A 24,745-nucleotide genomic window follows, 5' to 3' on the forward strand; every position below is an offset into this window, starting at 1 on the left:
CGGCTGAAACTGCTGTGATACAAGACACATCTAATAAAAACAGAAGCTTTGTGGCCGGCTCTTCTCTGTGAAGCTAAACTTAAATAAATATAATCTGGCTGTAGTTGCCAGCTTTATATAAGATGTTTGGGCTGCAATCTGTGCTTATTCGATTGCGTGGGTTATTCACCACAACCTAATATATTACCCAGATTGCGTCGATTACAACCGTATATATACTAGATTGAATTTTGCTGACGCCTGCTGGTTCATTAGCACTGGGCCGAAACGAGATGCCACAGAGGTTCCCTTCTCACCTCTGCGGCCAAGGAACTAAGCGTGTTTACGAAGCAGGTTGAACCCGACCGTAAAACAGGCCACGAATCCTTACATCTAGAGCTTCTTTAGCTCCTAAATCTGTATCTGAGGGCTGTTCGCTTTCAAAGATTCCAGCAATTTCACCCGTGTAATTGTCAACTTTAGAGACTTGAAGGGAAATTCTGCCTTTGCCGACTTCAGCACGTTTGACGTTGACTTGACGTAAGTCTTCGTTATCCCCACCGGCAGGAAGGGCCACAGCATTGTCGTAGCCGGTAGCTTCGCCGCGACCTTTGGGATCGAGGAAGCCGGCACTCCGATAGGAGGGGACTCTGAATTTTCCTTGGAAGTCTGTGGAAGTGTTAATGCCTTCCAAACCGGGTTGGCTTTTCGCGACCAGATTTTTAACCGTAAAGAAGAAAGGGACTCTTTCGCCACCAGGCATCTGAACTGTGACGGCTTGAAAGTCTATTCCATCCTCTTCTACAAAGGTCAGGGAACCATCTTGTGCCGGCTTCAGTTTGCCTTGGATCTGGGTAAGAGTGGATGTGTACCGAGTCAGCATTTTGCCCGGAATAAATTTTGCCTCTTGCCGCTTATTGCCAGATTCTTCCTTCACAAAAAAGGTTGTTGGCTGTAAGCAAAGATCGGTCAAAACATAGGACTTGCTCGAATCAATGGGAATGGAACCGCGAGAAGTTTCTTCGAGTTTGGGACAGTTATTAGCCAGTCCCGTTCCTCTGATTTGGTCGTAGGTGAGCGGAACGCTACTTGCCGTTGCCGGCCCATCACTACAAGCAGTTAATACACTCAGGCAAATAGCCAAGAGTGCCACGACGAATGCACGATAATACCTCATGGTCAACCTCAATCTCTAAGCTCAATCTCCAATGAAAAAAATCACTCCTGCAGCAATGTCATGTCAGGCTCTAGTCATTTAAGCGAAAGCACAGACTGCCTTTGACGCCCTGAGGAAGGGAGCATCAGCCGTCAAAAACACCCGTGCTATGCTGTGGGATCGTCGGCCTCCCTAGTGATTTTGAGCCTTACATCTGACGCTGAGGGCGTAGAGAATTGCTGCTTTTAAGGAGGCCACGTACAGCATCTAAAAGGATGGATTGCTTGACGGCAATTTTTCCGGCTTCAAAAGCAATGGCCGTAAAGCCGATAGCCTGTAAGCTTTCTCAGAGCGCCAATCTGGACAATCTTACCAAAATTAGGATCGCTCTGAACCGATAGAGTGCGCGATGATCCCCGGATCTTTAATTGAGGGACTGTAGCGAGCGTTAAAAGGTAGAGTTTGAGAGTCCTGAAAACGGTTCCTCAGCCAGCCTGCTAAACGGGTGCCGGCAGAGGAAAAACCACTCGCAACCGCCTCTACGGGCGGGCAGTAGTTCGCTCATTGCCATTTCCATCACCGGCAACCCGATAGTGATCGTTGTATTTTTGTTGATCGAAGTGATAAACCGTGCGGATCGGGTAAGGGATGTTAAATTCAGCCCGATCACAGGCGTCTTTGAGGGCGATGATCACATGGGTTTGGGTGCGCCGCACTTGAGCTTTTTCGGGAAATGTCCAGTAGCGCACCATAAAGTCAATCGAACTCTCACCAAAAGCAACGATATCGATTTCTACAGGGGGTTTTGATAAGACACCTTCAACTTCTTTGACGGTTGACAAGAGGGTTTCAACGGCTTGGGGGAGTGGGGTATTGTAGTCTAATCCGATGGCTAAGTCAGTTCTGCGGTGGGGGAATGCGGTGAGTACCTGTACCGAATTTGTAAATACAGATGCGTTAGGTACAACTACTCGTTCTCCTTGATAGGTGCGAATCTGGGTGGAACGAATGGAAATTTCTTCGACTGTGCCTTCAAAGCCTTCGACAATGATTTGATCGCCTATCTTAAAAGGTTCTTGTAACAGCAGGAGGATGCCGGCTAAAAAGTTTTTGAAGATATCTTGGAAGGCGAAACCAAAGGCAACGGAACTCAAACCCAATAAGCCGATGATGTCGCCGAGGCGCAAGGATGGAAATGCAACGACACAGGCAACAAGGATACCGACAACCCAGGTAGTAACATAACTGACTTGAATCAGCAGCAACCGCAACGAAGGGCTTTTAATCGCACGATGAACCGTTGCTGAGACAATGCGCTTAGTGAAATTGGCGGCGTAGCGGGTGATTAAGAGGATAATCAGCGCCACTAATAATCCCGGCAATATCTTTATTGATTGACCAAACAGCTCTAATAAGCTCTTATTAATTTGTCTAAGCAGATCCGTCATGGTGAGAGCGTATTTATTGGCAGCATCTGTACCATTCTAGCTGCCGGCTGCAATTTGGCAGGTGTGACACTCCCGCTATGGGAGAGTGGGGGGGAAATTTTTTCACGTTTCCCATATCCCATAGCTGAGGATTTCGCTATTGCGGGAAATTTAAAACATCTCTCTTCCAAAGCCTGTAATAATGCAGCGTTGTTCTCAAAACGTGTTCTACCCGTGACATTTTTTTAACCGGCTGCTGGATGTTACTGCCATTGTCGTCTGGGATTTGTAGCGGTGGCTTATCCATCCAATAGCCCATCCCTGCCGGCACTAATTTAGAACCCAAGACTGCACAATCTGATTTGGTGAAGTAATGGCTAACTATGCTTTTTCGAGTTAATTTGGGATTATTAATTGCCGTTCCACCATGCAAAAGTTGAGAGTGCCAAATAAAAACATCTCCTTTTTTGGGCAGGAAGATTTCTTCTTTTAAACCCCATTCCTTGATCTTATTCTGCACGTATTCTTGCCAAGAGGAAAATTCTTCATTGACAACATGGGCGCTGCCGGTGGAAAATCGATAAATCGGGATTTTATGGCTGCCTGGAACATAGCATAAGGGACCCGCATCGGGATGGCAATCTTCTAAAGCAATCCACGTTGCCGTGAGATGACAATCACTCAGCGGTGTCATGTAAAGCGAATCAACATGAAGAAATTGCTGGGTGCCATAATCCAAGCTTAAGCTGTTACATAACACCGGCGCATCGGGTAAAAGTCCGTCTAAAATTTCTACTAATTGCTCATTTAAGCTGAGGCTGCGGACTTCCTCATAATTTAAATAAAGGTCATTGACTTTGCAGCGGTGCTTCTTTTCTTTTTTAGAAAGAGCGCTCATGTAACACCGGCGATTAGTATCTATATCATCTACTACAACGTTATTGGGAGATTCTTTCCACAGGCGTTTGTGAAGTTGATTGACTCGATCTACCTCGGCATGGGAAAAGAATGCCGGTAAAACTAGATAGCCGTTTTCATCCCAAAATTGTTGCTGTTCCCGCGTTAACATTGACATTCTCTAAACGATTGGTTATTTTGGATAACTGGCTGCCCCTATCAATTTATTCCTGTAATTTCAGAGTGAGGGGCTTTTAATGAGTGTGTTTCAACCACAATTTTTACTCCAGCCAGTTTCAGATATTTTATATCCACAGACTGAACTCACGGAAGTTTTTTCTCCCTCTACTGTTGTTATTGTAGACAGAAACTCAACTTGAGGGATAAACACTCAGGTTGAATTTGGGATAACTATCGGCAAGCTCATTAGCATTGAAATTTTATCCTCAAAGTTTTGGGACAATGATGGATAAGATTTTACAATTTCTATAATTTCAAGGCTTTGCTTCTTACTGGAGAGTAAAAGTTTTACTTCTGCTGACGCTATCTCCGCCAATTTTGTCACGAACTGTTATTTCTATCGTATACTCACCTGGGTCTAATTTTTCAGTGGTTGTTGCGTCAACAAAACCTACCGGAGACTTAGCGATATCATTGGGTAAAGCGATATGTCCTTGATCACCCAAGACACTTTCTTGTGCTCCGATCACTTCTCCTTGAGAATCTTTGACTTGAATATCTAGATCAAAACGGTTTTTCCCGTCATCGCCTTTTTCAAATTTACCAACATTCACTAAAACCAGATTGACTTGATCGCCTTTTTGGAAAACTCCGTTTTCAATCGGTTCTAACTTGCCGGTGCTTTCATCTTGCTTGGCTAAAATTGCGGCTTCTACTGCTAATTCTGCGCCGGCAGCGGATTCGGCAGATGGGGAAGATTCAGCGGATGAAGAAGATTCCGCGCTTGGAGAAGATTCCGCACTTGGAGAAGATTCCGCACTTGGAGAAGATTCGGCAGATAGTGAATCTTCAGCACCTGGAGAAACTTCGGCAGATGGAGAAGATTCGGCACTTGGAGAAGATTCGGCAGATGGTGAAGATGTGACTGCCGGCAAAGGTTCAGCGGATGTGGCAGCCGGCAACGATTCAGACTTAGCAATTGATGTAGGTTCGACTGTCGGTAAAGATTCGGCTGCCGGTTGTGATTTGTCTGCACAACCATTTAATAAAATTATTAAACTGCTTAAAACAATAGAGGCTGAGGCCAAAGTCAATTGTTTACGCATTTTTAGCTTTTAATTCCTTTGCCTTAAATAAAGCTTTGTATTTTCAAGAAAGCTAGAGTAGCAGTTTTGTTAAGAAATGTCAAGGGCGGGGCAATTGGGAAATTGGACTCTAAAAATACCCAAGACAATTACCCTCGCGGACAAAAACAGATGGAAATGACACAATAAAAGTCTTTCCCTAACACAAAGCGCATTCTAGCAGTAATAAAATCTATAATTTAGTTTGTGTGCTAGGAAACAGATTTCCCCCTCTATAGCCGCGCTTACAGTCTTTTAGCGCCAAACTCCTTACAGATTATCCCCGCTTTCCATGACTACCCTTCCCCGCCGGTATCACATCACAACCTTCGGCTGCCAAATGAACAAAGCCGACTCCGAGCGCATGGCTGGCATCCTTGAAGATATGGGCTTTGCGTGGTCAGAAGACCCCAACGATGCAGATTTGATTCTATACAATACCTGTACAATTCGGGATAACGCCGAGCAAAAAGTTTATTCCTATTTAGGCAGACAAGCTCACCGCAAGCGCCAGCAGCCAAACCTCACCCTCGTCGTCGCCGGCTGCGTTGCTCAGCAAGAAGGGGAAGCGCTGCTGCGAAGAGTGCCAGAACTTGACTTGGTGATGGGACCCCAACACGCCAACCGGCTGGGAGACTTACTCGAACAAGTGTTCGCCGGCAATCAGGTGGCGGCAGTTGAGCCGGTTCACATCATGGAAGACATCACCAAACCGCGCCGCGACAGTAATGTTACCGCGTGGGTGAATGTGATTTACGGCTGTAACGAACGCTGCACCTACTGTGTCGTTCCAAATGTGCGGGGCGTTGAGCAATCGCGCACACCGGAAGCAATTCGTGCGGAGATGGAAGAATTAGGCCGGCAGGGTTATAAAGAAGTGACACTGCTCGGTCAAAATATTGATGCTTACGGACGCGATTTACCAGGCACAACCGCAGAAGGCCGGCATCAGCACACCCTCACAGATTTACTGCATTACGTTCAAGATGTGCCAGGAATTGAACGCATCCGCTTTGCCACCAGCCATCCCCGCTATTTTACAGAACGCCTGATCCGCGCCTGTTCTGAGTTGCCAAAAGTGTGCGAACATTTCCACATTCCTTTCCAGTCAGGAGATAATGACATCCTCAAGGCAATGTCGCGGGGTTACACCCACGAGAAATACCGCCGAATCATCGACACAATCCGTCAATATATGCCTGATGCTTCTATCACTGCGGATGCGATTGTTGGCTTCCCAGGAGAAACAGAAGCACAGTTTGAAAAAACACTCAAACTGGTGGAAGATATTGGGTTTGATTTGGTGAATACGGCTGCCTATTCGCCGCGTCCAGGTACACCGGCTGCCTTGTGGGATAATCAGCTCAGTGAAGAAGTAAAAGCCGATCGCTTACAACGTCTAAATCACCTGGTTTCTATCAAAGCCGGTGAACGATCTGAACGTTATTTAGGGCGCGTTGAGGAAGTGTTGGTGGAGGAGCAAAACACCAAAGATCCCAGCCAATTGATGGGACGCACAAGCGGCAACCGGCTCACATTCTTCCCTGGCAATATTGCTGAATTGAAAGGTCAGTTGGTGAAAGTCAAAATTACCGAATTTCGTGCGTTTAGTTTGACGGGTGAACTTGATTTAGGCAATTGAAGCAGGGAAACCCATTTGTGCAAATAGGGCTGTAGGCGCGTTACCAGCGTGCTTACAGCCCTATTTTGCTAATCAATCTGGAGTCATTCTGGGCAAAATGGTGACGATCCGTGAGCCAGTTGAATTGATTCACAAACTCTTGTACAATCCTGAATCACCTTCTGGGGTGAATGGATTTGTCCCAGCTTATCTCCCTGAGGGGCAGTGGGAGTGAGTGCCGGCGAACAGAACCCGCAAGCTTGAAGATATCAAAGTTTATCTGCGAAATTTAGCCCTGTAATTGGTAATGAGGAATGGTAATAAGTCATTAGGATGAGCAACTAATCACCCATCATTGTTACCGATTACTCATAAGCAAAAGACAAAGGACAAAGGATAATTAACAAATGACAAAATTGCGAGTCGGACTGTTATTTGGTGGACGCTCTGGAGAACATGAAGTTTCGATTAGTTCAGCACGAGCAATTGCCCGCGCCTTAAGCGATGAGCAAAACACCGGCAAGTATGAATTGCTGCCGGTTTATATCCAAAAAGATGGGATTTGGCACGCCGGCGATGTGGCGCAACAAGTTTTAACGGCGGGAAAACCCCTAGAATTAGAAACCCAAAATTCTCCCCTGCCACTTCCAGCAGCCGACTCCCAGGACTTGATTCCTAGCACTTCCCAACAGCTCAACCGTTGGCAATCTCCGCCGCAAGTGGCGGATGTGGACGTTTGGTTTCCAATTTTGCACGGCCCCAATGGTGAAGATGGTACGGTGCAAGGATTGCTGAAATTAATGCAAGTCCCGTTTGTGGGATCTGGGGTTTTAGGTTCGGCAATGGGGATGGATAAAATTGCCATGAAAATGGCGTTTGGTCATGCCGGCTTGCCCCAGGTAAAATATATGGCAATTAACCGTTCGCAAATCTTCTCTAATCCTTGCGTTTTTCCCAAACTTTGCGATGAAATTGAGCAAAACCTCGGTTATCCTTGTTTTGTCAAACCGGCAAATTTAGGCTCCTCTGTAGGTATTTCTAAAGTGCGTTCCCGCGAACAGTTAGAAGCGGCTTTGGATAGTGCCGCAAGCTATGATCGGCGGATCATTGTCGAAGCCGGTGTTGTCGCAAGAGAAGTGGAATGCGCGGTATTGGGAAATGATCACCCGAAAGCATCTGTTGTGGGCGAGATTACTTATCAAAGTGATTTCTATGATTACGAAACCAAATATACCGAGGGAGTTGCCGGTTTAGCAATTCCCACATCCCTGCCAGAGGCAGTCACCCAACAAATTCAAGAAATGGCCATTCAAGCATTTTTGGCCGTCGATGGTGCCGGTTTGGCACGGGTGGATTTCTTCTATGTTGAATCCACTGGCGAAGTATTAATTAACGAAATCAATACGATGCCAGGGTTTACCGCCACCAGTATGTACCCCCAACTTTGGGCAGCTACCGGCATCCCGTTTCCAGAATTAGTCGAACGACTGATCCAACTGGCGCTAGAAACTAGATAGGGGAATGGGGGATTGGGCATTGGGCATGGGGTATAGAGGGGATGTATTTCTTTCCCCTCTCTCTTTCTCCCACTCTCCCACTCAGGACTCAGGACTTAGCACTCCCCTTCTCCCACTCTCCCTTTCTCCTCTTCTCCCACTCAGGACTCAGGACTCAGGACTCAGCACTCAATCTTCCTCCTTCAATTGCAAAAGCGCTTGCCAGTCCTTAATTGCAGCTTCTGACCACATCCAGTTCTTAGCAAGGGCGTCTTGTTGAAAGTTCACCGGATCTTGAGACATGACATAGTTTCGGGTTTTGATCGCTTTGCTCAATACCGTCCCGCGTTGCTGTGGGGGCAGGTTTTTGGCCGATTTCATCAGGATCAAGGCTGAACCGGCATAAGCAGTGAGACTATCGCGACTCGCGGATGAATCCGGGGTTGGGGTGGTGGTTGCCCCTTGTGGGTTGCCACCGGCTACCAGTTTAGTCGCCGTCCCTGAATTTGCTTGTTGCAATTTCAAAACCTGTCCCCAACTTTGGCCGGCTCGATTCAAATTGCCTTCCGCGTAGTAGGCAAAGCCCAAAGCAGTTTGGGAAAGTGAGGAGTTGGGTTGCTGTCTCACAGAGGCTTCCCAGCGCCGACGCGCATCATCAATGCTGTAATCTTTGTTGCCGGCTTGGACAAACTGCCAGATCAACCTGCCGTAAAGAAAGTTAATCCTCGGTTCATCCTGTTGTTTATTCGGCAGTGCGGCGAGAGCAGCCTTTGCCTGTGGTAGTGCGCCCCGATCTAACAGTGCTTCGACAGCTTGCTGTCCCTCTACCAAGTTGCCCTTATTGAACTGTTCAACTGCATTCGCAACGACTTGCGGGGTGCTGGCTTTCTTCAGTTCGCTAGGATTCAAATTCTCAGTGGGTGGCGGTGAAATGGTTGCCGGCGCGAAGTCTGCCACCGGCTGTTTGGACTGAAAAATTTGATCTCGAAAAGACCATAAACCCACAAGCGTCAGCAAGCTAATACCCACAAAGCCGATCGCTAGCTTTGAGATTGAGTTATGCAGCCTAAAGGGTGATTTGGGAACGCTGACTTGAGCCTGAGGAGAGTTCTCTGTCTCTGGCTGCCGCTGATTTTGCGGTTCCGGCTGACGCTGCCGGTCGTTGATAGGGGTTGCCGGCAATTGCCGCTTTTTCGACACGGGTGCCGATTGGTAGCTTTCTCGGAAGTCTTCCTCGTCATTTGGCGGAATCTGCCGTTCTGCTGTGGCTGAATCTGAGATATCTAGCTTGCGAAATAACTCAGCCACGAACGCTGAAGCTTCTTCTTCATCAGGCAAATCGTCATAGCCTAACTCGTCGGCTGAAACGTCTTCATCGCCGTAATCCTCGTATCCCAGGTCATCAAAGGTATCTTCGACCTCTGCATCGTCATAGTCGCCATACAAGTCGAAATCATCTGCATCCTGTGGATTGAAGGGGATCGGCGATCTTGCCTGCCGAGCTGCCGGTAAACTCAGATCCTCATCAGGCATTGACAAAGAGCTGTTTACATGATAGCGAGAAGATAAATACCCATCAAATTCATGATGCAGATACAAAATGGGTAAAGCCCAGTAAAGCTGGTTAGACCCGTAAGCCGAAATCAGTCCCTGCCGTGCCCGACTCAGGCTCAAATCCACTGCAAAGCCAGAGGAAAGGTTACGGTAAAACAGCCTTGCTAGGGTTAGGGCGACATCATCGGGAATCCGTTCCGCCATTGCCAGCACAGCAGGTATTCCGCGCTTGACGAGGGCTTCTGCTAGGTTGCGCTCTCCGGTGTCGTCTGTTGGGTGTGAGGTGGCAGCGTGGGCACCTCGGCAGGAATTGAACACGGCCAACTGGATGCCATTGTTGGCCAGCAATCCGGCTAAATCATAACCGTTTAAGGTTTCAGTTAAGCCGGTGGTGCGGCTGACGAGATACAGTTCGCCCCCTGAAGCGCCTAAATTACTGTGGCCGGCATAGTGAAACACCTGATATTTGCTTTGTTCGAGCGCTTGTGTCAGGGAAGCGCGATCCGGCTGATCCAGGATCGTCAGTTGCATCGCCGGGCCGGCAGCACTTGAGAACGAGCGACTTTGCAGTTCTTTTTTTAAATGATCCGCTTCCCGCTTGAGTTCCAGACTTTGTTGGTCTGTGGGGGCGGCGAGCACCATTAAAATTTTTAAAGTCGTGGCATTGCGCTCTTTGTCGTGTCCCTCTAGGGGAGGCTGGCTTACCCCTTTAATCGGGGGTTGATAGCGGGAAAAGACCACATCCGTGCCGGTGGCAATTGGGCGGTTGCCGGCATGAAGCACTTCCCAAGGAAGACGGGGAAGGGTGTTGCCTTTAAGTCCCAAGCGCAAGCGCAGCACTTCTCGCCGGTGCTGAGCAATCCCTTGAGCCGTCATCCAGCTGTCGCGCAAGGTGCCTTGAAATAAGTAATTGTACAGGTGCCGGCCTAGGGCCACTAAGTTAACCGCTCGTGCCGCCTCACCCGGATCTGCTTCTAAATCTTCCTGTTGTCCAGGATAGTAACTTTGTTCGCGTTTTTTCGGTGTTTTGGTTCCCTGAATGTTTGCCAGTGCCTCTCCATTTGCCAGGGTTGCATTTTCCTGCAACAAACCTAGCAATGGGTCATTCATCAAGTGACGAGCTTGGGCCAACCACTCGTCCACCGGCCAAGTGACCTGCTCTTCAGCTAAGGGCACGCCAGGGATTACCCGTTCTGTCCGCACCAGATATTCATTTCCCCCTACTGGGGTAACAGAAATATGAAATTCTAATTCCTGAGTCACAGCGTCAGTGTACTCCTGCTCCAGTCCTCAATCATGGGCTGAAGATTAAAGTTGAAACATCGCACGTATTTGACACTCCAGTGAGAGTTTTAACGTGTTTTAACTTTAACCTTCAACTGTTCTGTTGGCCTTTACGCTCAATATGCTCGTTCCTTCATAGAAGGTAACTTAGCATTCGTAGCTTCAGCCACAGCCACCCCAAACGCTTAACAAATCCCAAAAATGTTAAGGCGCTTGTTCTAGCAATGGCCATGCCGGAACTAACTGATGAGACTATCTGCCAAGCAAAAAAGTTACCGCTTAGGCTCAACTTTTCAGCTATTACTAATACGCCTCAGTTTTATCCGGATCGCTATGGCTAACCTCAGAACAGTACAATAGATGCACCCTGATTAATAGCCTCGGCCATACAAAGCTGGGGCTTTTTTGTTTAAAGAAATTTCCCAACTCTGCCTTAACAATTTTACCTCCAAGCGATCAAAATTGTTTCAATCCTCAGATTCAAGTTGTTACCGGCAGCCCTGTTGTTTTCAGATATTGCGTTCGTGCCGCTAAAGATTTTCCGGATGTCTCTATCAAACCCAAGAACAATGAATTGGTAGATGCACCCTGATAAACTTTCCCAGCCTCATCAAGGTTGGGATTTTTTTTTATTAATCAACACAGCCAAATCAATTTGCTCGGCAGATGTACTTTCCCAGATTTATAAACTCAAAACAACGACCTTATTAACTGTTTTTTGGTTGAGCAAACTCGTTATATCTAGCAGCAAAAACGAGATTTAAAACTTCGTTGGCAAGTTGATTCCCATTGCTACACCCGACTTGCATTCCCCAACGAATTAGAAGATTCCCTGTTTAAAAAAGTCAGCGGCTGTAAAGAATTTAGTAGATTTAGCAACCCGGTTGCTTCAATTTATCCTGATGATTGGCACAAACTGAAGAACATTAGATTGGTAGATGCACCCTGATGAACGTCCCCGGCTAATCGAGTCCGGGGATTTTTTTTACCGGCTTTCAGCTTAAACACAATTAGCGATTGTAGAGACGCGGGTTAATGCGCCTCTACTGCTTATCGAGTCAGCCGCTAATTCATCACTTCAAAGCTGCTTACCTCTAGCACCGGGCCAATCATCGCCAAAGTCATCACGTCTTCTCTCACCTTACCCTTGACTTTAACTTTTTGCCCAGCTTTTAGCAGATCGTTAGGTGCGCCTTGGTGGATTTCGTAGGAATCGCCTTTTTCCGTCACCAGCGCCCAGGCACCTGGACCCATGCCCTTGCGTTCAACTGTACCTTCTACGGTTAGGCTCATGTTGTTGCTCCTTCTGTTTTAACGGCTAAACGGGCGAGTCCGTAGCAAAGTAAAGCATTAACAATTAGGAAACTGCGGGCACCAACACCGGCACCCAATCCCCAAACTGCCGGTGAAACCACCGCACTCACGGCTAAACAACTCGCCACCCCAAGTGTCGTACCAATTGCCAGCCATTTCCACTGGGGATGACCCAGCAACAGCACCACGAGAACCGCTGGAATCAGCACACTGGCAAAAATGGGATTCAGCATACTGCTGCCTTGAACGGCACTTCCTAGTTCCGGAAGCGAACTGCCCATCACCCGGAATGGCCACTGCGGCAGGTCAAAGATGTACAAACCGCGCAGGAAGAATAGCCCAGAACTGCCGGCAACTAGCCCGCTTCCCAGACTCCAACTCCAGCTGAAGGGGAAGTAACTGCGTAAAAACCAAGCTAACAAGTAGGAACCCAATACCATCGCCACCTTGGGCAACAGCGCCACAGCACCGCCATCCAACCAGAAGCGAGGGTTGAGATAACCATTATCACGCAGCCAGCGGAAGAAGTCGCGGAAGGTGATTTGCCCCTGAGTCGCTAGCTGAACCGCACTGGCAGCATCTAATTGACCGGCACCAAAATGGTTGAGGGGATCTTCTTGGACAACCCGCGCTGATTGCAGCAGGACGTTTGTGATTTCACTGGGATCTTCAACCCCAATCGCTTTGACTAATGCGGCAACACCGGCAACGTGCGGAGATGCCATGCTGGTGCCTTGATATGCCGCAAAGATGGGTGCGCCGCTTTGCGGATCGATGGTGTTTTGCAGAATCCCACCAAGTTCACCTTCTTTGGTATCTCCACCGGGGGCGGAGATATCTACGCCTGCTCCAAAATTCGAGTAAAAGGCTTTATTGCCGGTGGCATCAAGGGCGGCGACGCCAATCACGTTGGGATAACGGGCAGGATAGCCGGCTGAGTTATCGCCTGAGTTGCCGGCGGCTGCAACGATAACCACGCCTTTTTGGTGGGCGTAGTCGATGGCTTCTTGCAGCAATTGGCTCTCACCAGGGCCACCCAAGCTCATGTTGATCACGTCTGCGCCGTTGTCGGCGGCAAATTTAATTGCTTCGGCAATATCGCTGATGGTGCCGCCACCGCCGCCACTAAGGACTTTCAGCGGCATGAGGCTGGCTTCGTAAGCGATGCCGGCGACGCCAAAGCTGTTATTGGTGGATTGGGCGATGGTGCCGGCAACGTGGGTTCCGTGGCCGTTATCATCGTCTGCTGCGACTTTATCGTTGACGAAGTCGTAGCCAGGAACGAATTTGGTATCTGCCAAATCCGGGACGGCGCTGATGCCGGTGTCAATCACGGCAACGGTGACGCCACTGCCTTTACTTTCCTCCCACGCCCGTTCCATGTTAATGCTGCGGAGATTCCACTGCTTGCTATAGAAGGGGTCGTTTGGCCCTTTTAAGGTGGGGTATGCCTCACCAGGACGGTTGTTTGCGCCGGCTACCCATGAGGCAACATTCGTCTGTTCTGGCAGCCCGTAGACATAATTCGGCTCAATAAATTCTGTAGACTTAGCCAGTTCAGACTTTCTCAGGGTTTTCAGTAATTGCCGGTCGCCCTTAATAATGTAAACATTGTCTGCGGCTGAATATTCGCTATTCAGGCGGGGTGCAGCGTTATACTTTTGCGAAATTGTCTCCAGTTGGCTATCTATCTGAGCGGCTGGGATATCTTCGCGGAAATCCAGCACAATGCTATCAAATGTACCTTGGGTAGCTAAACCCTTGAAGTTAAATAAGGCCCAGCCTATCCCGATTACAAATAGGCACAGAAGGAAAAATTTTCTCATAGAAAACCCTCTAATTTAAGCGCCGGTCTGCTGACTAAGATAACTCAAGCTTATCTCTTTGGCAGGGGATATTGCGGGATGGTTACAGTTTGTCAATGATGGGAAATGGGGCATGGGTCAAGGCTTCGCCAACAAGAACGGTAGGGGCAAGGCTTCGCCAACAAGAACGGTAGGGGCATGGGATTAGTGGCTAAGGGTAAAGTTTGAAGTGTAAAGTGTGTGTTTAGGGGATAGCAGTGAGTGGCTAATAGCTAGAAAAACACGCTTTCCGATTCGGTTTGAAAACACACCCTAGCCCCTAGCCTCTAGCTGTTAGTGGCTAGTCACTAGAAAAACACGCTTTCCCAGTCCCTAATCCCTAATCCCTAATTTCTTCCCCGCTTATGGAACGAGGTTTAATGTGGTTGCCCCTGTTGGGCGTTTTTCTCTGGTTGGGTTGGGCCGGCTGGAACGAATATCAAAAAGTTGAAGCCTATCGCATTTGGGCGAAGCCGTTTCAGCGCTCTAAATATGATATTTATGCAGTTCTGGGCCAAACCGATACTGATCTGACTTGGGGCAAACCCACGCGCCAAGGGCCGATGAATTTGCAAACGTTTTCTCTTAAAAATGTCCGCTCGCTCCAGCTGCTGGTGGACGGTCAACCAAGCGATTTGGACGCACCACCGGCTAAAGGAAAATCTGCCTCTCTAGAATTTTTGCTAGCAGATTCAGCGCTGCCGGTGCGTGTCCCTTTTACAGAAGTTTCTCTGGCGGCTGAGTGGGGAAAGCATTTACGGCAGGAATTGCTGCATTGGCAACTGGAAGGTTCAGCCTGAGTGCGGTTGGCTGATGGCAAACATTTAAGTTGCATATAAATATGCAGGTCTTTGTTGCTATCATCGCTTGCTGTCTTAAACAATGAAAATTTAAACCTGCCAGAGGATGCAGGTTTAACGCACAATAGCGACTTACTCAGGCTGTTTGGAAGCGATGAAAAGTTAAATAATAATGTATTGAGAATAGCGACTTCTCAATTTTTATTTCGGGGGCCGCCGCTTTCGCAGAAACTCCGGCAGATCCAAGTCACCACCCACTTGTTTTTGCGGTTCTGGTGCAGCAGTAGCGGGCGGGGGTGGGGTTGCCGGCCTTGCAGGGGTTCTCGTCGGCTGTACAGCGACTCGTGCTGGGGGAATGCTGGCTTGGGGTTCGCCGCTAAATCCAGTGGCGATGACGGTTATTCTAATCTCGCCTTGCAGTCGCTCATCAATCACCGCTCCAAAAATAATATTGGCATTGGGATCAACGGCTTCATAAATAATATCGGCTGCGGCGCTGACTTCGTGCAGAGTGAGATCGGTGCCGCCGGTGATGTTAAAGACAACACCTTTTGCCCCTTCTATTGAAGATTCGAGTAAGGGGGAGGAAATGGCTGCCATTGCGGCTTCACCGGCTCTCGATTTGCCAGATCCAATCCCAATGCCCATCAAGGCTGAGCCGGCATCTGCCATAACAGCGCGAACATCGGCAAAGTCTACGTTCACCAAGCCGGGAATGGTGATGATATCAGAGATGCCCTGCACCCCTTGACGTAGAATATCATCGGCAGAGCGAAAGGCTTGTTGCACGGGCGTATCGGGTGCAATCACCTCTAGCAGCTTGTTGTTCGGAATGACGATCAGGGTATCAACGCGACTTTGCAGGGCGGTAATTCCTTCTTCGGCTTGGCTGGTGCGACGTCGTCCCTCGAAGGTAAACGGGCGAGTTACAACACCAACGGTAAGGGCACCCACTTCTTTGGCCACTTCCGCAACGATGGGGGCTGCGCCGGTGCCGGTGCCGCCTCCCATGCCGGCTGTAATAAATACTAAATCTGAGTGCGCTAGCGCATTGGCGATTTCGTCACGAGATTCTTCTGCGGCTTTTTGGCCAATCGCCGGGTTCCCACCGGCACCGAGTCCACGCGTCAGCTTTTGCCCGATTTGTAAGCGTCTGGCTGCGTCCGAGTGAGTCAGAGCTTGGGCATCGGTGTTAACCGTCCAAAATTCCACCCCAGACACATCACTGGCAATCATCCGGTTAATGGCGTTGCCACCGCCGCCGCCGACGCCGATCACTTTAATTCTAGCTATGCTGCTGGGCACAATATCGCTACCCCTAGATTCTTCCCCAGCCATGCTTTTTGCATCCCTAGTTTGACTCACATATAATCCAGCGTTGCCGAAAGGATTTGAGTTGTCCACTGCCGGCGGAACACCTGCTTGTCCTTGAGAATGCGGGCTTTCATGCTCTTGCCCTATTTTACTATTAAGTGTCATTGGAATTTAGAACGGTAAATAAACAACTCTTCAACTTTAGGCAATTCTAGTCAACTATAGAATATGTTGCGCTTGCAACCAACAATAGCAATGGGTTGCTCAGTGTTGGGAATAATTTGGTGCAACAAACCAAGCCATTAAATCAGATTTTTGCCCGATCTCCTCACTCAGGGGGCTTTCGTTTGCTCCGGCACGTTAGCCTGTTGCATTTTAATCGCAGGAGATTGGGGATTTTTTAGGTTGATATAGGCGATTTGGCTGTAACGCGGGTGTTTGGGTAATTGACGCATTTTATCGAGGGCGCTTAGTTGCGCGGCAAACTTGGAACTGTAGGGACCCAAATGAACCGTACCCAGCTCGGTTTTCAAGATTAAATTCGCGGGATCTTGCCAATCAATTTCAGACACCTTGACGGGAGAGCGCGAGAGTTCTTGATACAATGAGGGCCACTCATTTCGGTACACGTCAGGGTTGCCAATCACTTTCAAAGTTGGCAGCGGCAGCGTGCGATCAAGAGATGTGTAGCTTTTTAAAGGCGTCCACCAGCCACTTTTATCCAGTACGCCTAAATTCGAGACTTCTTCTGCCTTTGTTGGGGCTGCCGGCGCTGGCTTTGGGGCAACTGCGGGGGCGTCTGTTGTTTCCTGCACGGCTTTGGCATTGGCGACGGCATCACCGACAGCTGCAAGTTGAGAAAGCGCTACCGGGTAGCGTTCCTTGACTCGCACCGTCAAGCCGGCAGGCAGTAGATGCCGGGTCACTGTGGCTTGGGCGATAGGGGGGGCGGACTCTAGTTTTTCCGCGATGGCTTGGGGTTGCAGACGCATCAGCGATTGCGGATAATCGAGGGGCAGCAGCGACCGGACTGTTTGAGCAGAGAGGAATTGATTGCCTTCGATCTCCACCTGTTCCGGTTTATAAATGACCCAACCCGGTCGGGTTGATACCCAAATTAAGCCGCCGGCTAAACAGCTCACCGCCACAGTTTGCCAGCACCTTTGAAAAAATTTTACACGTCTTGATCGCCGCAACTCTCTACGACGCCGGCCTAATTGTGACTGAGAGACTGATGCAAAGCTAGCCATCTTCTACCTCTCAGTTGCTTAGATCGCAGCGCTTGCTTGCGCCTAATTTACTATTCATCGCGATTTAGTTTTTTATTGACTATCTTTTTATGTGCTGCGCCTGTAATTTTCTTGTCTTTTTTCATATCTTTTCAAGAATTTCTAAAATCATCACCTGTTTTTTAAAGAGTTTGATCTGCTAACTAGAGAGACTACTGGCAGATAAAATCTCCGTCAAGCCTCTACCTGTAAATATATTTGCGCTGTCGATGCCGGCACACCCCTGGAGTTCACTAGCTCACCAGATATCCGCTGTCTGATCGGGTTCTAAAGAAAGTTGAAACTCGGTTAAATCATGATGTCTAGCAATTTGCTATAACAATTGGCATAGTAGCACGACAATGTCAAGAGTGGTTACACTAATTTCCGCAAGTACGGAGGCAACGACAGCCCTAAAAGGTGAATAAGTTCAAAGCAGTGCAGCCTCTAATCCACCTTTGACAGCGGGGATCAACCGCAATCAATCAATGCAGCGGTGAAGAACCCAGCCGGCTCATCCGGCTTTGGGGTGTAAAATTTTTACCAACCTCAAAACCCGCAAACCCGCTTCAGTACCATCACACTCATCATTGTGGCGCTCTGAATTAGAGGCAAGAGGGGGTAGAGACATCCTGGGCGAGGGTGAAGATGCAGCCTATACTTTGATTTACCAAAACAGCGCACGGATGAGAGTAAGTTTTGATGAGCCAGGATTTTCTGGATTTGCGAAGATTTTATGCAGCCTGTAACCCCTCTAAAACCCTCGATCTGAAAAATCAGGAAGATCGTAAATACTACATTGATTTTTCCTCGGTGCGAGGGGGCAACATCATTCGAGAACTCAGCAGAACCATCACCCTGCTAGCCGGTGATGACCCAACTTGCCAGTTGTTTACCGGACACATCGGTTGTGGCAAGTCTACCGAACTGTTACGGCTCAAAGACGAGCTAGAGCAGAAAAACTTCCATGTCGTTTATTTCGAGTCTTCTCAAGACTTAGACATGGCGGACGTGGATATCAGCGATATCTTGCTGGCGATTGCCCGTCAAGTTAGTGAAAGCTTGGAAAAGATTAAGGTCGATGTGCAGCCTCAAGGCTTCAAAGCTCTACTCAAAGGAGCGGCAGACTTTTTGCAAACGCCCATCGAGCTGAGCGGTGAGGCGGCAATTCCGGGAGTTGGCAGCATCAGTGCCGGCGAAGGGGAATTGGGATTTTCTCTCCCAGGAGGCATTGGCAAAATTACCGCCAAAGCCAAAGATAGCCCCAAACTGCGCTCGGAGTTGAGGCAATATTTAGAACCGCGCACCAATAGTATCCTCAACGCCATTAATAACGAGCTGCTTGGGCCGGCCACCGAGCAACTCAAACGCCAAGGCAAACAAGGACTGGTGGTGATTGTCGATAACCTCGACCGCGTGGACAGTTTTCTCAAACCCACAGGTCGCACCCAGCCAGAACATCTTTTTGTTGATCGGGGTGAACCGCTGCGAAAACTCAATTGCCATTTGGTTTACACCATTCCTCTGGCTTTAATTTTCTCTAATGACTTGGGAAGGCTAACCAGTCGATTTGGGGTAAAACCAAAGGTACTGCCTCTCGTGCCGATGCGGTGCCGCGATAGCAGTGATTTTGACACAGGAATGTCTCTGCTGCGACAGATGGTTCTGAGCCGAGCGTTTCCCGATGTGCCGGCAGAGCAACGGATTGAGTTAATCTCACAGGTGTTTGACAGTCCCGAAACGTTAGATCGGGTATGCCGGGTTAGCGGAGGTCATGTGCGTAACTTGCTGGCTCTGCTGTTTAGTTGCCTGCAGCAAGAAGATCCCCCTTTCTCGCGTACCTGTGTCGAAAATGTGATTAAAGAATACCGTGATGATTTAATTGCAGCGATTACGGATGAGGAGTGGGAGTTGCTTTTTCAAGCGGTGCAACAGCAAAGTGTCATCGGAGAGGAACACTACCAAATGATGTTACGCAGTATGTTTTTGTTTGAGTACCGTGATGATATCGGGCGCTGGTACTGGATTAATCCGGCTCTGGCAGAGGCAGAGAAGTTTAAGTCTTGGCAAAGACAGATGCAGTAGAGTTCTGGTAAAAGTCTTGTTTTAACCACAGATGTGGGCGGTAGCCTGCCGGCAGCGATAAACAGAGCAGTCAACTGCTGAGGTTCGATTGCCAGAGGTTTGCTCATTCAGTGCCGGCCAGAGTTAGCAGGTGGGCGAATACACGCGCTCGTGCGATCCTTTAAGAATATAAGCCAAGCATTCGTGATGGGTATGTTCGCAGGATCGCACGGAGTGTATCCTTTTACCATTACGCAAAATTACTTAGTCCTGGGTATTATCTAAATCAAGACTCAGGACTTAGTGATATTTTGTGTTCACCTTTACACACTCATCGTTCTGTCTTTCCGACTGAACCCAAGACGCACAACAATATGGCTGACCCGCACCCGCCCGATAGCGAAGCGTGGCCCGAAAGTGTCACAGATATAGCCGGTTACAACGAGCAATCGTTGAGAACACTGGTGCGGGCGCTCCATCTTTCTCCAAAAGGAGAATTTTCGCTGATTTTGGTGCGCTGCAATGAGGCGAGTTTGCGAGAGCGAATGAGACATCGGCTGCGAGAATTGTCTCACTTGCCCATTCGGGAGTTAGTGCTGCCGGCATCTGTAAAAACCCTTTTCACAAGTATCAAAACAGAATTGGGGGATGAACAGCCACAAGCATTAATGATATTTGGGTTGGAGTCGGTGAGCGCTTTGGATGAAGTTCTGACTTCTGCCAATCTGGTGCGCCCAGAGTTTCGTAAAAGCTTTCCGTTTCCCCTGGTGTTGTGGGTTAACGATGAAATTTGGCCAAAGTTAATGCGGTTGGTGCCCGATCTCACGAATTGGTCAGCCCCATCGATTAAGTTTAGTAGCCCTCCCGATTCATGAACTTGGCCTAAATTGGTTGATTAATCGAGACGATCTTTCACTCTTTCACTCCATTGGCCGGCGCTGCGGGCAAGCGGACAATAAACACGCTACCTTTGCCCACCTCAGAGATCACCTCAATGGTGCCTTGATGAGCTTCCACAATCTGGCGAGACAGGTGCAGCCCCAAGCCGCTACCTCCACGTTTGTGGGTGGCTTGGCGGAAGCGTTCAAATAATTTCACTTGGTCGTCCATCGCGATCCCAACGCCGGTGTCTTGTACCTCAACCGTCACCAACCGAGGTTCAGATTTGGCTATAGGTTTAGCAACCAGGCGGACATCAATTGACCCAGTATCGGTGTATTGAATCGCATTTGCGATTAAGTTCGTAAAAAGCCGGTGTAGTTCCAGGCGATCGCCCATGACAGCACCGTCTCCGCCAGGGGTCTTTTCTCCATTTCCCTCTAGGTGTAAATTCAAACTCAGACCTTTAGAACCGGCTAAATGAGTTAGTTCTTGAGCGACTTCCCCGATCAGTTCCTTCAGATTAACTGGAAAAAAGTTCAGATTTTTACGACCGGCTTCATAGCGATAAACTTCCAGCAACATATTCACCATACTCAGCAAATTGTGGTTGCTGCGAGCCATCGTAGAAAACACTTCCGCACATTGGGGCGTGATTTCTCCCAAAGCTCCTTGCTGGAGTAAATTCAGCATTTGATTGGCTGCCACCAAGGGGGTTCGCAAGTCGTGGGTGAGTCGGGAAACAAAATCTTCTCGCTGGCGGGCGATCTGATCGCGCTCATCAACGCTATGCTTAAGCCGCAGTAATGATCGCACTCGCGCTAGTAGTTCATCGAGTTCCACCGGCTTGCGAATAAAATCATCCGCCCCCATGTCTAAGCCTTGCACGAGACTGGATTGGTCGTAGGCGGTGATCAGCAAGATCGGTATAAATGGTAACTTCTGATTCTGACGGACGCGCCTAGTGACTTCGTAGCCATCCATTCCCGGCATCATCACATCTAGCAGCACTAAATCTGGGGGAGACTGTTCAATAATGGCTAAGGCAGAACTGCCATTCTCGGCGGTAACAATGTCGTATCCCTCTTCTTCCAGAATTGTTTGAACTAGCAAGACATTATCGGGAGAGTCATCTACAACGAGAATACAGTCGGTTTTATTTTGAGAGGAACTAGACAAATAATTCATGAAATGCAGGGTTGGCAATAGAAGTTATCATATCGGCGTCGTTGTAATATATTGCCATTTAGTGGTTCGGTTGCCCTCATTCTTGAGAATGATTTGTACCGACAACGGTTGAAAAAAGCAGCAGCCGGCTTGACTGAAGATGGCTTTGCAAGAAAAGATTGGAAGAAGAAGCCTTCCCCCAATCTGGAGCCACAAGTTTGAGGACGGTAATGTGCTGCTTTTTACACGCTTGCCGCCGGCTGCAATTTCTTAGCCAAGGACTGCGCCGGTTGTTGGTTTGGCCGGCTTGAGGGTTTCTGAGCCATAGCGCTGGTGGTAAAATGCTGCAACCCGTTGTTCATACTGAGCGAGATCCACTTCAATTGTTCGGAACAGTGCGACGGTTATGGGATCAGTCAGCATCATGTAAAGCTTATACAAATCAACCACGCCGGTTTGGATATCGCCGAGGGTGCGACGCAGCAGATCCAGTTCGTCGCTGCCTTTTAAGGCGGCATTTAGCTTCGCCAAAGGTTCAGCGGCTTTTGCCTGCAAGGAGGGTTTTTCTCCAAAGGCATCGAGTCGCGCTTCTAGCAGTTGGATGTGATGGCGTTTATTGTGAATCATCTCCTGCAGCAGTGCAGAAAAGCCGGTGTCGGAAGTTTTGCTAAGGTATTGCTCAAATGCTTCGTGGGAGTAACGTTCACCTGCTAGCGCGGTGTTGATAGCGCTGACAATTTCGCCCTTGGTTGAGCCGCCCCAAGCATCCGCCAGTTTCCACCATTCGGCACCGGCGTCAGTTTCTGCCGGCAGCGCGGCTTCCTTGCCACCATAACCCAGCCGGCTGAGAATTGCGGTGGTGAAAATGGCTAAATCTCCAGGCAGTCGGGAGGTGATCAAGTTACCATCTACGACTAACGGCTCATCGATGTATTTCGCGCCGGCATTTTCTATATCCTTACGAATGGAGATAAAGCCGGTGGCGGTTCTGCCCTTGAGCAAGTCGCCTTCAATTAAAACTTGGGGACCATGACAAACCGCAGCCACCACTTTCCCCTGCGCCATTGCTTGCTGCACAAACCGCACGGTATTGGGATTTTTCCGCATAAAATCGGGTGCCATCCCGCCGGGAATAATCACCGCATCGAAATCTTCGGGGCGAGCTTCTGTTGTGGTGCCATCGGGTTTTATCGCAACTTTTCCCTGCTTGCCTTTGTAGGCTTCATTCATACGAGAACCGAGCACAACCGTCTCGAATCCCGCCATCTGCATCGCTTTATAAGGAATTTGAAATTCTGCATCCTCAACCGCGTTTTCAATGAGGATAGCAACGCGTTTTGTGTTCGCTTTATTGTTGGGTGTCATGAGTTTTCCGCTTACTGTTGTTTTCGCTTTTACACTGAGCTGATATTAGCCATCTCAGCAGTTAGCACTGGAGAAATTCCTGTAGCTGTTAGGTGACAGATGGGAAACTCTCCCCTTCTCTTTGACCTGATCATCTCCAAGCTAACTTCCTTAAAAATCTGTTTTTTCTACCCGATTGAATTTCGGATTTTTTATCAAATCTTTCTTTCTTTTAGCGTAGGTCTGTTTTCCCTTGATTCTCTTCATTCAAAAGAAATAGATCGGTTTCATTCTAAAGGGATAGATCGGCTTTGGTTATTTGAACTTAAGCTGAAAGAGGATAAGGAGTGAGAAGTATGGCAAACAAAGCTGATCAAGAAGCAAGAGATACCGCCAGCGATTCTGATTTCGAGGCCGTGCCCCATCAAAATACGTCGGCTGAAACCGGCATTCCTAAAGTGCCTGGACTCGAACAAGGCCGGCGCATGATGCGCGAGGAATTGAACAATTACACATCCGCTTCCCCAAAACTTTCTGGGGGAGATGTTGATGCTGCGTGGGAACAGGCTGATGCGGTGGGTGAGGAAGGCGTAGGGGGAACAGTTGCTACGCCGGATCAAAATATTGTCGATGAGTTGGGTGCGGCTGTTGGGCTGGAAATGGACGATCGCGCATTTCTGAGAACCACAGAAATTCTTGAGGAGCGTGATGACAGCCGGTGGGAGTTAGATCCAACGTCGTCTGAAGATTATTCAGAACGCCGCGAGTAAGCGTTTGAGCAGATAAAAAGCAACCAGCCGGTGCAGATTAAATTTTGTTAAAAACCCCTTTTCTACTCCCATTTAATGGGTGGGTTTGTGTGAGGGGTTTTGTTTAATTTTTTTGAAATCGTTGCCAGGAGTGGTGAAATGTCAAACGAACCGTCTGATCGGAAAAGTGAGCCTGAAGAAAAAAAAGTTTCTGCGGAAGATATGGTAAATCCAGCAGAGGATCTGATCTATGCCGGTGGCTACACGACAGATCCCAGAGAAACTATCAACAATCCGGCTGTTGCACCTCAAATGCTTAATAATTCTGGGGATTTGAGGGGAGATTTAATCGAGGATGAGTAACGGTTAAACCGGCTTGCTATAAACTGCCGGCTATTAAAATTTGCTGGCAAGTTTTTAAGAGTTGCTCATCACAGTCAGCTCAAACATTCAAGGGGTAAGCGCTCGGCACTTACCCCTTTATCAACTATTTGTTTTGCTAAAATAATGACGTCAGCGTGTCTAAAGAGCACCGGAGGTCGTTAGCGCCAAAATCGCCGCCGTTCCCAGCAAATGACCCGCGCTCGTTGAAGCTAAAAACGCTCCGACACTGGGGTTGTTGAAAGCAGAGGGAAATGGCAAAACCATTTTAGGGCCAACTTTTGGATACTTAATTACGCGGGGAAGAACCACCAATGCCAAAATATTGCAAATCCCCATTACTATGAGCTTAGAAGTTCCCGGTGCTGCTGTGTCGGTAATGGTTGATTGTACGACTGCGAGTAAGTCCATCAAAATTTCTTGTCCTCCATTGAATGACTATTGAACATTTAGCATATACATAAAAAGGGCAGTCAAAATGCCCTTCTAAGTAAAATAATAGCGACTTATACCAATCTGTCTATCTACCCACAGACTCAAACCGCTCACAAGCCTAAAGGAAGATCCCCACGGTCAAAAATTGTGCGGGTTTCTTTTATATTTTGGATGCATGGATATTAAAGTTAAAAATTCTATGAATAATAGGAGCTGATATCATCCATCTATTGCAACCCTATCTCAACTTTATATAAATTAACACAAAGTTCGCCCTTGATTGCATCGGCTTGTTTATGCTTTTAAATAAAATCACCTTGTCTGGGGATTGCTGCAAGGGTCATCCTTGTGTAGTTGCTTTCAAGTTTCGTCACGCCTCAAGCAGCTCAATGGCTCAAGAAATGCTAATGTAAACTTTTCCCCAACCGAGACGCGAGAATTATTTAAACTTCCCCGTACACAATAAAT

At 48.3% G+C, this 24,745-nt stretch carries 19 protein-coding genes; 7 read left to right on the forward strand and 12 right to left on the reverse strand.

Annotated features, from left to right (window positions below):
• Nucleotides 1-322: 322 nt before the first annotated feature.
• From H6F73_RS05735 to H6F73_RS05750, 4 genes are all read right to left on the reverse strand, one after another.
• On the reverse strand, nucleotides 323-1,156 hold the full coding sequence (locus H6F73_RS05735) for a photosystem II manganese-stabilizing polypeptide (protein ID WP_190757835.1): 834 nt from the start codon (nucleotides 1,154-1,156) through the stop codon (nucleotides 323-325).
• Nucleotides 1,157-1,674: 518 nt separating this feature from the next.
• The gene (locus tag H6F73_RS05740) at nucleotides 1,675-2,583 is read right to left on the reverse strand and encodes a mechanosensitive ion channel family protein (RefSeq protein ID WP_190757836.1); all 909 of its coding nucleotides are present in this window, start codon (nucleotides 2,581-2,583) and stop codon (nucleotides 1,675-1,677) included.
• A 136-nt stretch (nucleotides 2,584-2,719) separates the two neighbouring features.
• A complete protein-coding gene (locus tag H6F73_RS05745; protein WP_190757837.1) occupies nucleotides 2,720-3,631 on the reverse strand; it encodes a phytanoyl-CoA dioxygenase family protein in 912 nt (303 codons plus the stop codon).
• A 337-nt stretch (nucleotides 3,632-3,968) separates the two neighbouring features.
• The gene (locus tag H6F73_RS05750) at nucleotides 3,969-4,745 is read right to left on the reverse strand and encodes a hypothetical protein (protein ID WP_190757838.1); all 777 of its coding nucleotides are present in this window, start codon (nucleotides 4,743-4,745) and stop codon (nucleotides 3,969-3,971) included.
• A gap of 310 nt (nucleotides 4,746-5,055) precedes the next feature.
• Between H6F73_RS05750 and miaB the strand changes: the two genes are divergently transcribed.
• The gene (gene miaB / locus H6F73_RS05755; protein WP_190757839.1) at nucleotides 5,056-6,405 is read left to right on the forward strand and encodes a tRNA (N6-isopentenyl adenosine(37)-C2)-methylthiotransferase MiaB; all 1,350 of its coding nucleotides are present in this window, start codon (nucleotides 5,056-5,058) and stop codon (nucleotides 6,403-6,405) included.
• 386 nt (nucleotides 6,406-6,791) lie between these two features.
• The gene (locus H6F73_RS05760) at nucleotides 6,792-7,901 is read left to right on the forward strand and encodes a D-alanine--D-alanine ligase family protein (protein ID WP_190757840.1); all 1,110 of its coding nucleotides are present in this window, start codon (nucleotides 6,792-6,794) and stop codon (nucleotides 7,899-7,901) included.
• A gap of 168 nt (nucleotides 7,902-8,069) precedes the next feature.
• On the opposite strand, the gene H6F73_RS05765 is transcribed toward H6F73_RS05760, so the two are convergent.
• From H6F73_RS05765 to H6F73_RS05775, 3 genes are all read right to left on the reverse strand, one after another.
• Nucleotides 8,070-10,697 (reverse strand): CHAT domain-containing protein, encoded by a 2,628-nt coding sequence (locus H6F73_RS05765; protein WP_190757841.1) that lies wholly within the window; start codon nucleotides 10,695-10,697, stop codon nucleotides 8,070-8,072.
• 1,086 nt (nucleotides 10,698-11,783) lie between these two features.
• Nucleotides 11,784-12,011, reverse strand: coding sequence for a hypothetical protein (locus H6F73_RS05770; RefSeq protein WP_190757842.1), 228 nt, complete (start codon nucleotides 12,009-12,011; stop codon nucleotides 11,784-11,786).
• Nucleotides 12,008-13,858 (reverse strand): S8 family peptidase, encoded by a 1,851-nt coding sequence (locus H6F73_RS05775; protein WP_190757843.1) that lies wholly within the window; start codon nucleotides 13,856-13,858, stop codon nucleotides 12,008-12,010. The genes H6F73_RS05770 and H6F73_RS05775 overlap by 4 nt, the downstream gene beginning before the upstream one ends.
• Before the next feature lie 383 nt (nucleotides 13,859-14,241).
• On the opposite strand from H6F73_RS05775, the gene H6F73_RS05780 reads away from it, so the two are divergent.
• Entirely contained in the window at nucleotides 14,242-14,676 is a 435-nt protein-coding gene (locus tag H6F73_RS05780) for a hypothetical protein (RefSeq protein ID WP_190757844.1), read from the forward strand.
• 201 nt (nucleotides 14,677-14,877) lie between these two features.
• On the opposite strand, the gene ftsZ is transcribed toward H6F73_RS05780, so the two are convergent.
• Together ftsZ and H6F73_RS05790 are read right to left on the reverse strand one after the other, a co-directional pair.
• Nucleotides 14,878-16,155, reverse strand: a complete 1,278-nt coding sequence (ftsZ, locus tag H6F73_RS05785) for a cell division protein FtsZ (RefSeq protein WP_190757845.1) — start codon at nucleotides 16,153-16,155, stop codon at nucleotides 14,878-14,880.
• Between the two features lie 167 nt (nucleotides 16,156-16,322).
• Nucleotides 16,323-17,240 carry an FtsQ-type POTRA domain-containing protein gene (locus H6F73_RS05790; RefSeq protein ID WP_190757846.1) on the reverse strand — a complete coding sequence of 306 codons (918 nt, stop codon included), beginning with the start codon at nucleotides 17,238-17,240 and terminating at the stop codon, nucleotides 16,323-16,325.
• A 720-nt stretch (nucleotides 17,241-17,960) separates the two neighbouring features.
• On the opposite strand from H6F73_RS05790, the gene H6F73_RS05795 reads away from it, so the two are divergent.
• Both H6F73_RS05795 and H6F73_RS05800 read left to right on the forward strand, forming a co-directional pair.
• On the forward strand, nucleotides 17,961-19,343 hold the full coding sequence (locus H6F73_RS05795; RefSeq protein ID WP_190757847.1) for a P-loop NTPase fold protein: 1,383 nt from the start codon (nucleotides 17,961-17,963) through the stop codon (nucleotides 19,341-19,343).
• A 353-nt stretch (nucleotides 19,344-19,696) separates the two neighbouring features.
• Nucleotides 19,697-20,197: a hypothetical protein gene (locus tag H6F73_RS05800; protein WP_190757848.1), complete on the forward strand. Its 501-nt coding sequence runs from the start codon at nucleotides 19,697-19,699 to the stop codon at nucleotides 20,195-20,197.
• 37 nt (nucleotides 20,198-20,234) lie between these two features.
• Here H6F73_RS05800 and H6F73_RS05805 read toward each other — a convergent pair whose 3' ends face one another.
• Nucleotides 20,235-21,389 (reverse strand): hybrid sensor histidine kinase/response regulator, encoded by a 1,155-nt coding sequence (locus H6F73_RS05805; RefSeq protein WP_190757849.1) that lies wholly within the window; start codon nucleotides 21,387-21,389, stop codon nucleotides 20,235-20,237.
• A gap of 249 nt (nucleotides 21,390-21,638) precedes the next feature.
• Nucleotides 21,639-22,733 carry a DJ-1/PfpI/YhbO family deglycase/protease gene (locus H6F73_RS05810; protein ID WP_190757850.1) on the reverse strand — a complete coding sequence of 365 codons (1,095 nt, stop codon included), beginning with the start codon at nucleotides 22,731-22,733 and terminating at the stop codon, nucleotides 21,639-21,641.
• Between the two features lie 335 nt (nucleotides 22,734-23,068).
• Here H6F73_RS05810 and H6F73_RS05815 point away from each other — a divergent pair, with 335 nt between their 5' ends.
• Nucleotides 23,069-23,482, forward strand: coding sequence for a DUF6335 family protein (locus H6F73_RS05815; RefSeq protein ID WP_190757851.1), 414 nt, complete (start codon nucleotides 23,069-23,071; stop codon nucleotides 23,480-23,482).
• A 138-nt stretch (nucleotides 23,483-23,620) separates the two neighbouring features.
• Nucleotides 23,621-23,824, forward strand: coding sequence for a hypothetical protein (locus H6F73_RS05820; protein WP_190757852.1), 204 nt, complete (start codon nucleotides 23,621-23,623; stop codon nucleotides 23,822-23,824).
• Nucleotides 23,825-23,983: 159 nt separating this feature from the next.
• On the opposite strand, the gene H6F73_RS05825 is transcribed toward H6F73_RS05820, so the two are convergent.
• On the reverse strand, nucleotides 23,984-24,253 hold the full coding sequence (locus H6F73_RS05825; protein WP_190757853.1) for a Photosystem I reaction center subunit PsaK: 270 nt from the start codon (nucleotides 24,251-24,253) through the stop codon (nucleotides 23,984-23,986).
• Nucleotides 24,254-24,745 lie beyond the last annotated feature (492 nt).

The sequence above is a fragment of the Microcoleus sp. FACHB-68 genome, from assembly GCF_014695715.1.
In the GTDB taxonomy this organism is placed as follows: Bacteria; Cyanobacteriota; Cyanobacteriia; order Cyanobacteriales; family Oscillatoriaceae; genus FACHB-68.

Bases quoted from the DNA above. Each gene is read 5' to 3' on its own strand.
- H6F73_RS05735 (WP_190757835.1), bottom strand. From the start codon at position 1,156: ATGAGGTATTATCGTGCATTCGTCGTGGCACTCTTGGCTATTTGCCTG.
- H6F73_RS05740 (WP_190757836.1), bottom strand. From the start codon at position 2,583: ATGACGGATCTGCTTAGACAAATTAATAAGAGCTTATTAGAGCTGTTT.
- H6F73_RS05745 (WP_190757837.1), bottom strand. From the start codon at position 3,631: ATGTTAACGCGGGAACAGCAACAATTTTGGGATGAAAACGGCTATCTA.
- H6F73_RS05750 (WP_190757838.1), bottom strand. From the start codon at position 4,745: ATGCGTAAACAATTGACTTTGGCCTCAGCCTCTATTGTTTTAAGCAGT.
- miaB (WP_190757839.1), top strand. From the start codon at position 5,056: ATGACTACCCTTCCCCGCCGGTATCACATCACAACCTTCGGCTGCCAA.
- H6F73_RS05760 (WP_190757840.1), top strand. From the start codon at position 6,792: ATGACAAAATTGCGAGTCGGACTGTTATTTGGTGGACGCTCTGGAGAA.
- H6F73_RS05770 (WP_190757842.1), bottom strand. From the start codon at position 12,011: ATGAGCCTAACCGTAGAAGGTACAGTTGAACGCAAGGGCATGGGTCCA.
- H6F73_RS05775 (WP_190757843.1), bottom strand. From the start codon at position 13,858: ATGAGAAAATTTTTCCTTCTGTGCCTATTTGTAATCGGGATAGGCTGG.
- H6F73_RS05780 (WP_190757844.1), top strand. From the start codon at position 14,242: ATGGAACGAGGTTTAATGTGGTTGCCCCTGTTGGGCGTTTTTCTCTGG.
- ftsZ (WP_190757845.1), bottom strand. From the start codon at position 16,155: ATGACACTTAATAGTAAAATAGGGCAAGAGCATGAAAGCCCGCATTCT.
- H6F73_RS05790 (WP_190757846.1), bottom strand. From the start codon at position 17,240: ATGGCTAGCTTTGCATCAGTCTCTCAGTCACAATTAGGCCGGCGTCGT.
- H6F73_RS05795 (WP_190757847.1), top strand. From the start codon at position 17,961: ATGAGCCAGGATTTTCTGGATTTGCGAAGATTTTATGCAGCCTGTAAC.
- H6F73_RS05800 (WP_190757848.1), top strand. From the start codon at position 19,697: ATGGCTGACCCGCACCCGCCCGATAGCGAAGCGTGGCCCGAAAGTGTC.
- H6F73_RS05805 (WP_190757849.1), bottom strand. From the start codon at position 21,389: ATGAATTATTTGTCTAGTTCCTCTCAAAATAAAACCGACTGTATTCTC.
- H6F73_RS05810 (WP_190757850.1), bottom strand. From the start codon at position 22,733: ATGACACCCAACAATAAAGCGAACACAAAACGCGTTGCTATCCTCATT.
- H6F73_RS05815 (WP_190757851.1), top strand. From the start codon at position 23,069: ATGGCAAACAAAGCTGATCAAGAAGCAAGAGATACCGCCAGCGATTCT.
- H6F73_RS05820 (WP_190757852.1), top strand. From the start codon at position 23,621: ATGTCAAACGAACCGTCTGATCGGAAAAGTGAGCCTGAAGAAAAAAAA.
- H6F73_RS05825 (WP_190757853.1), bottom strand. From the start codon at position 24,253: ATGGACTTACTCGCAGTCGTACAATCAACCATTACCGACACAGCAGCA.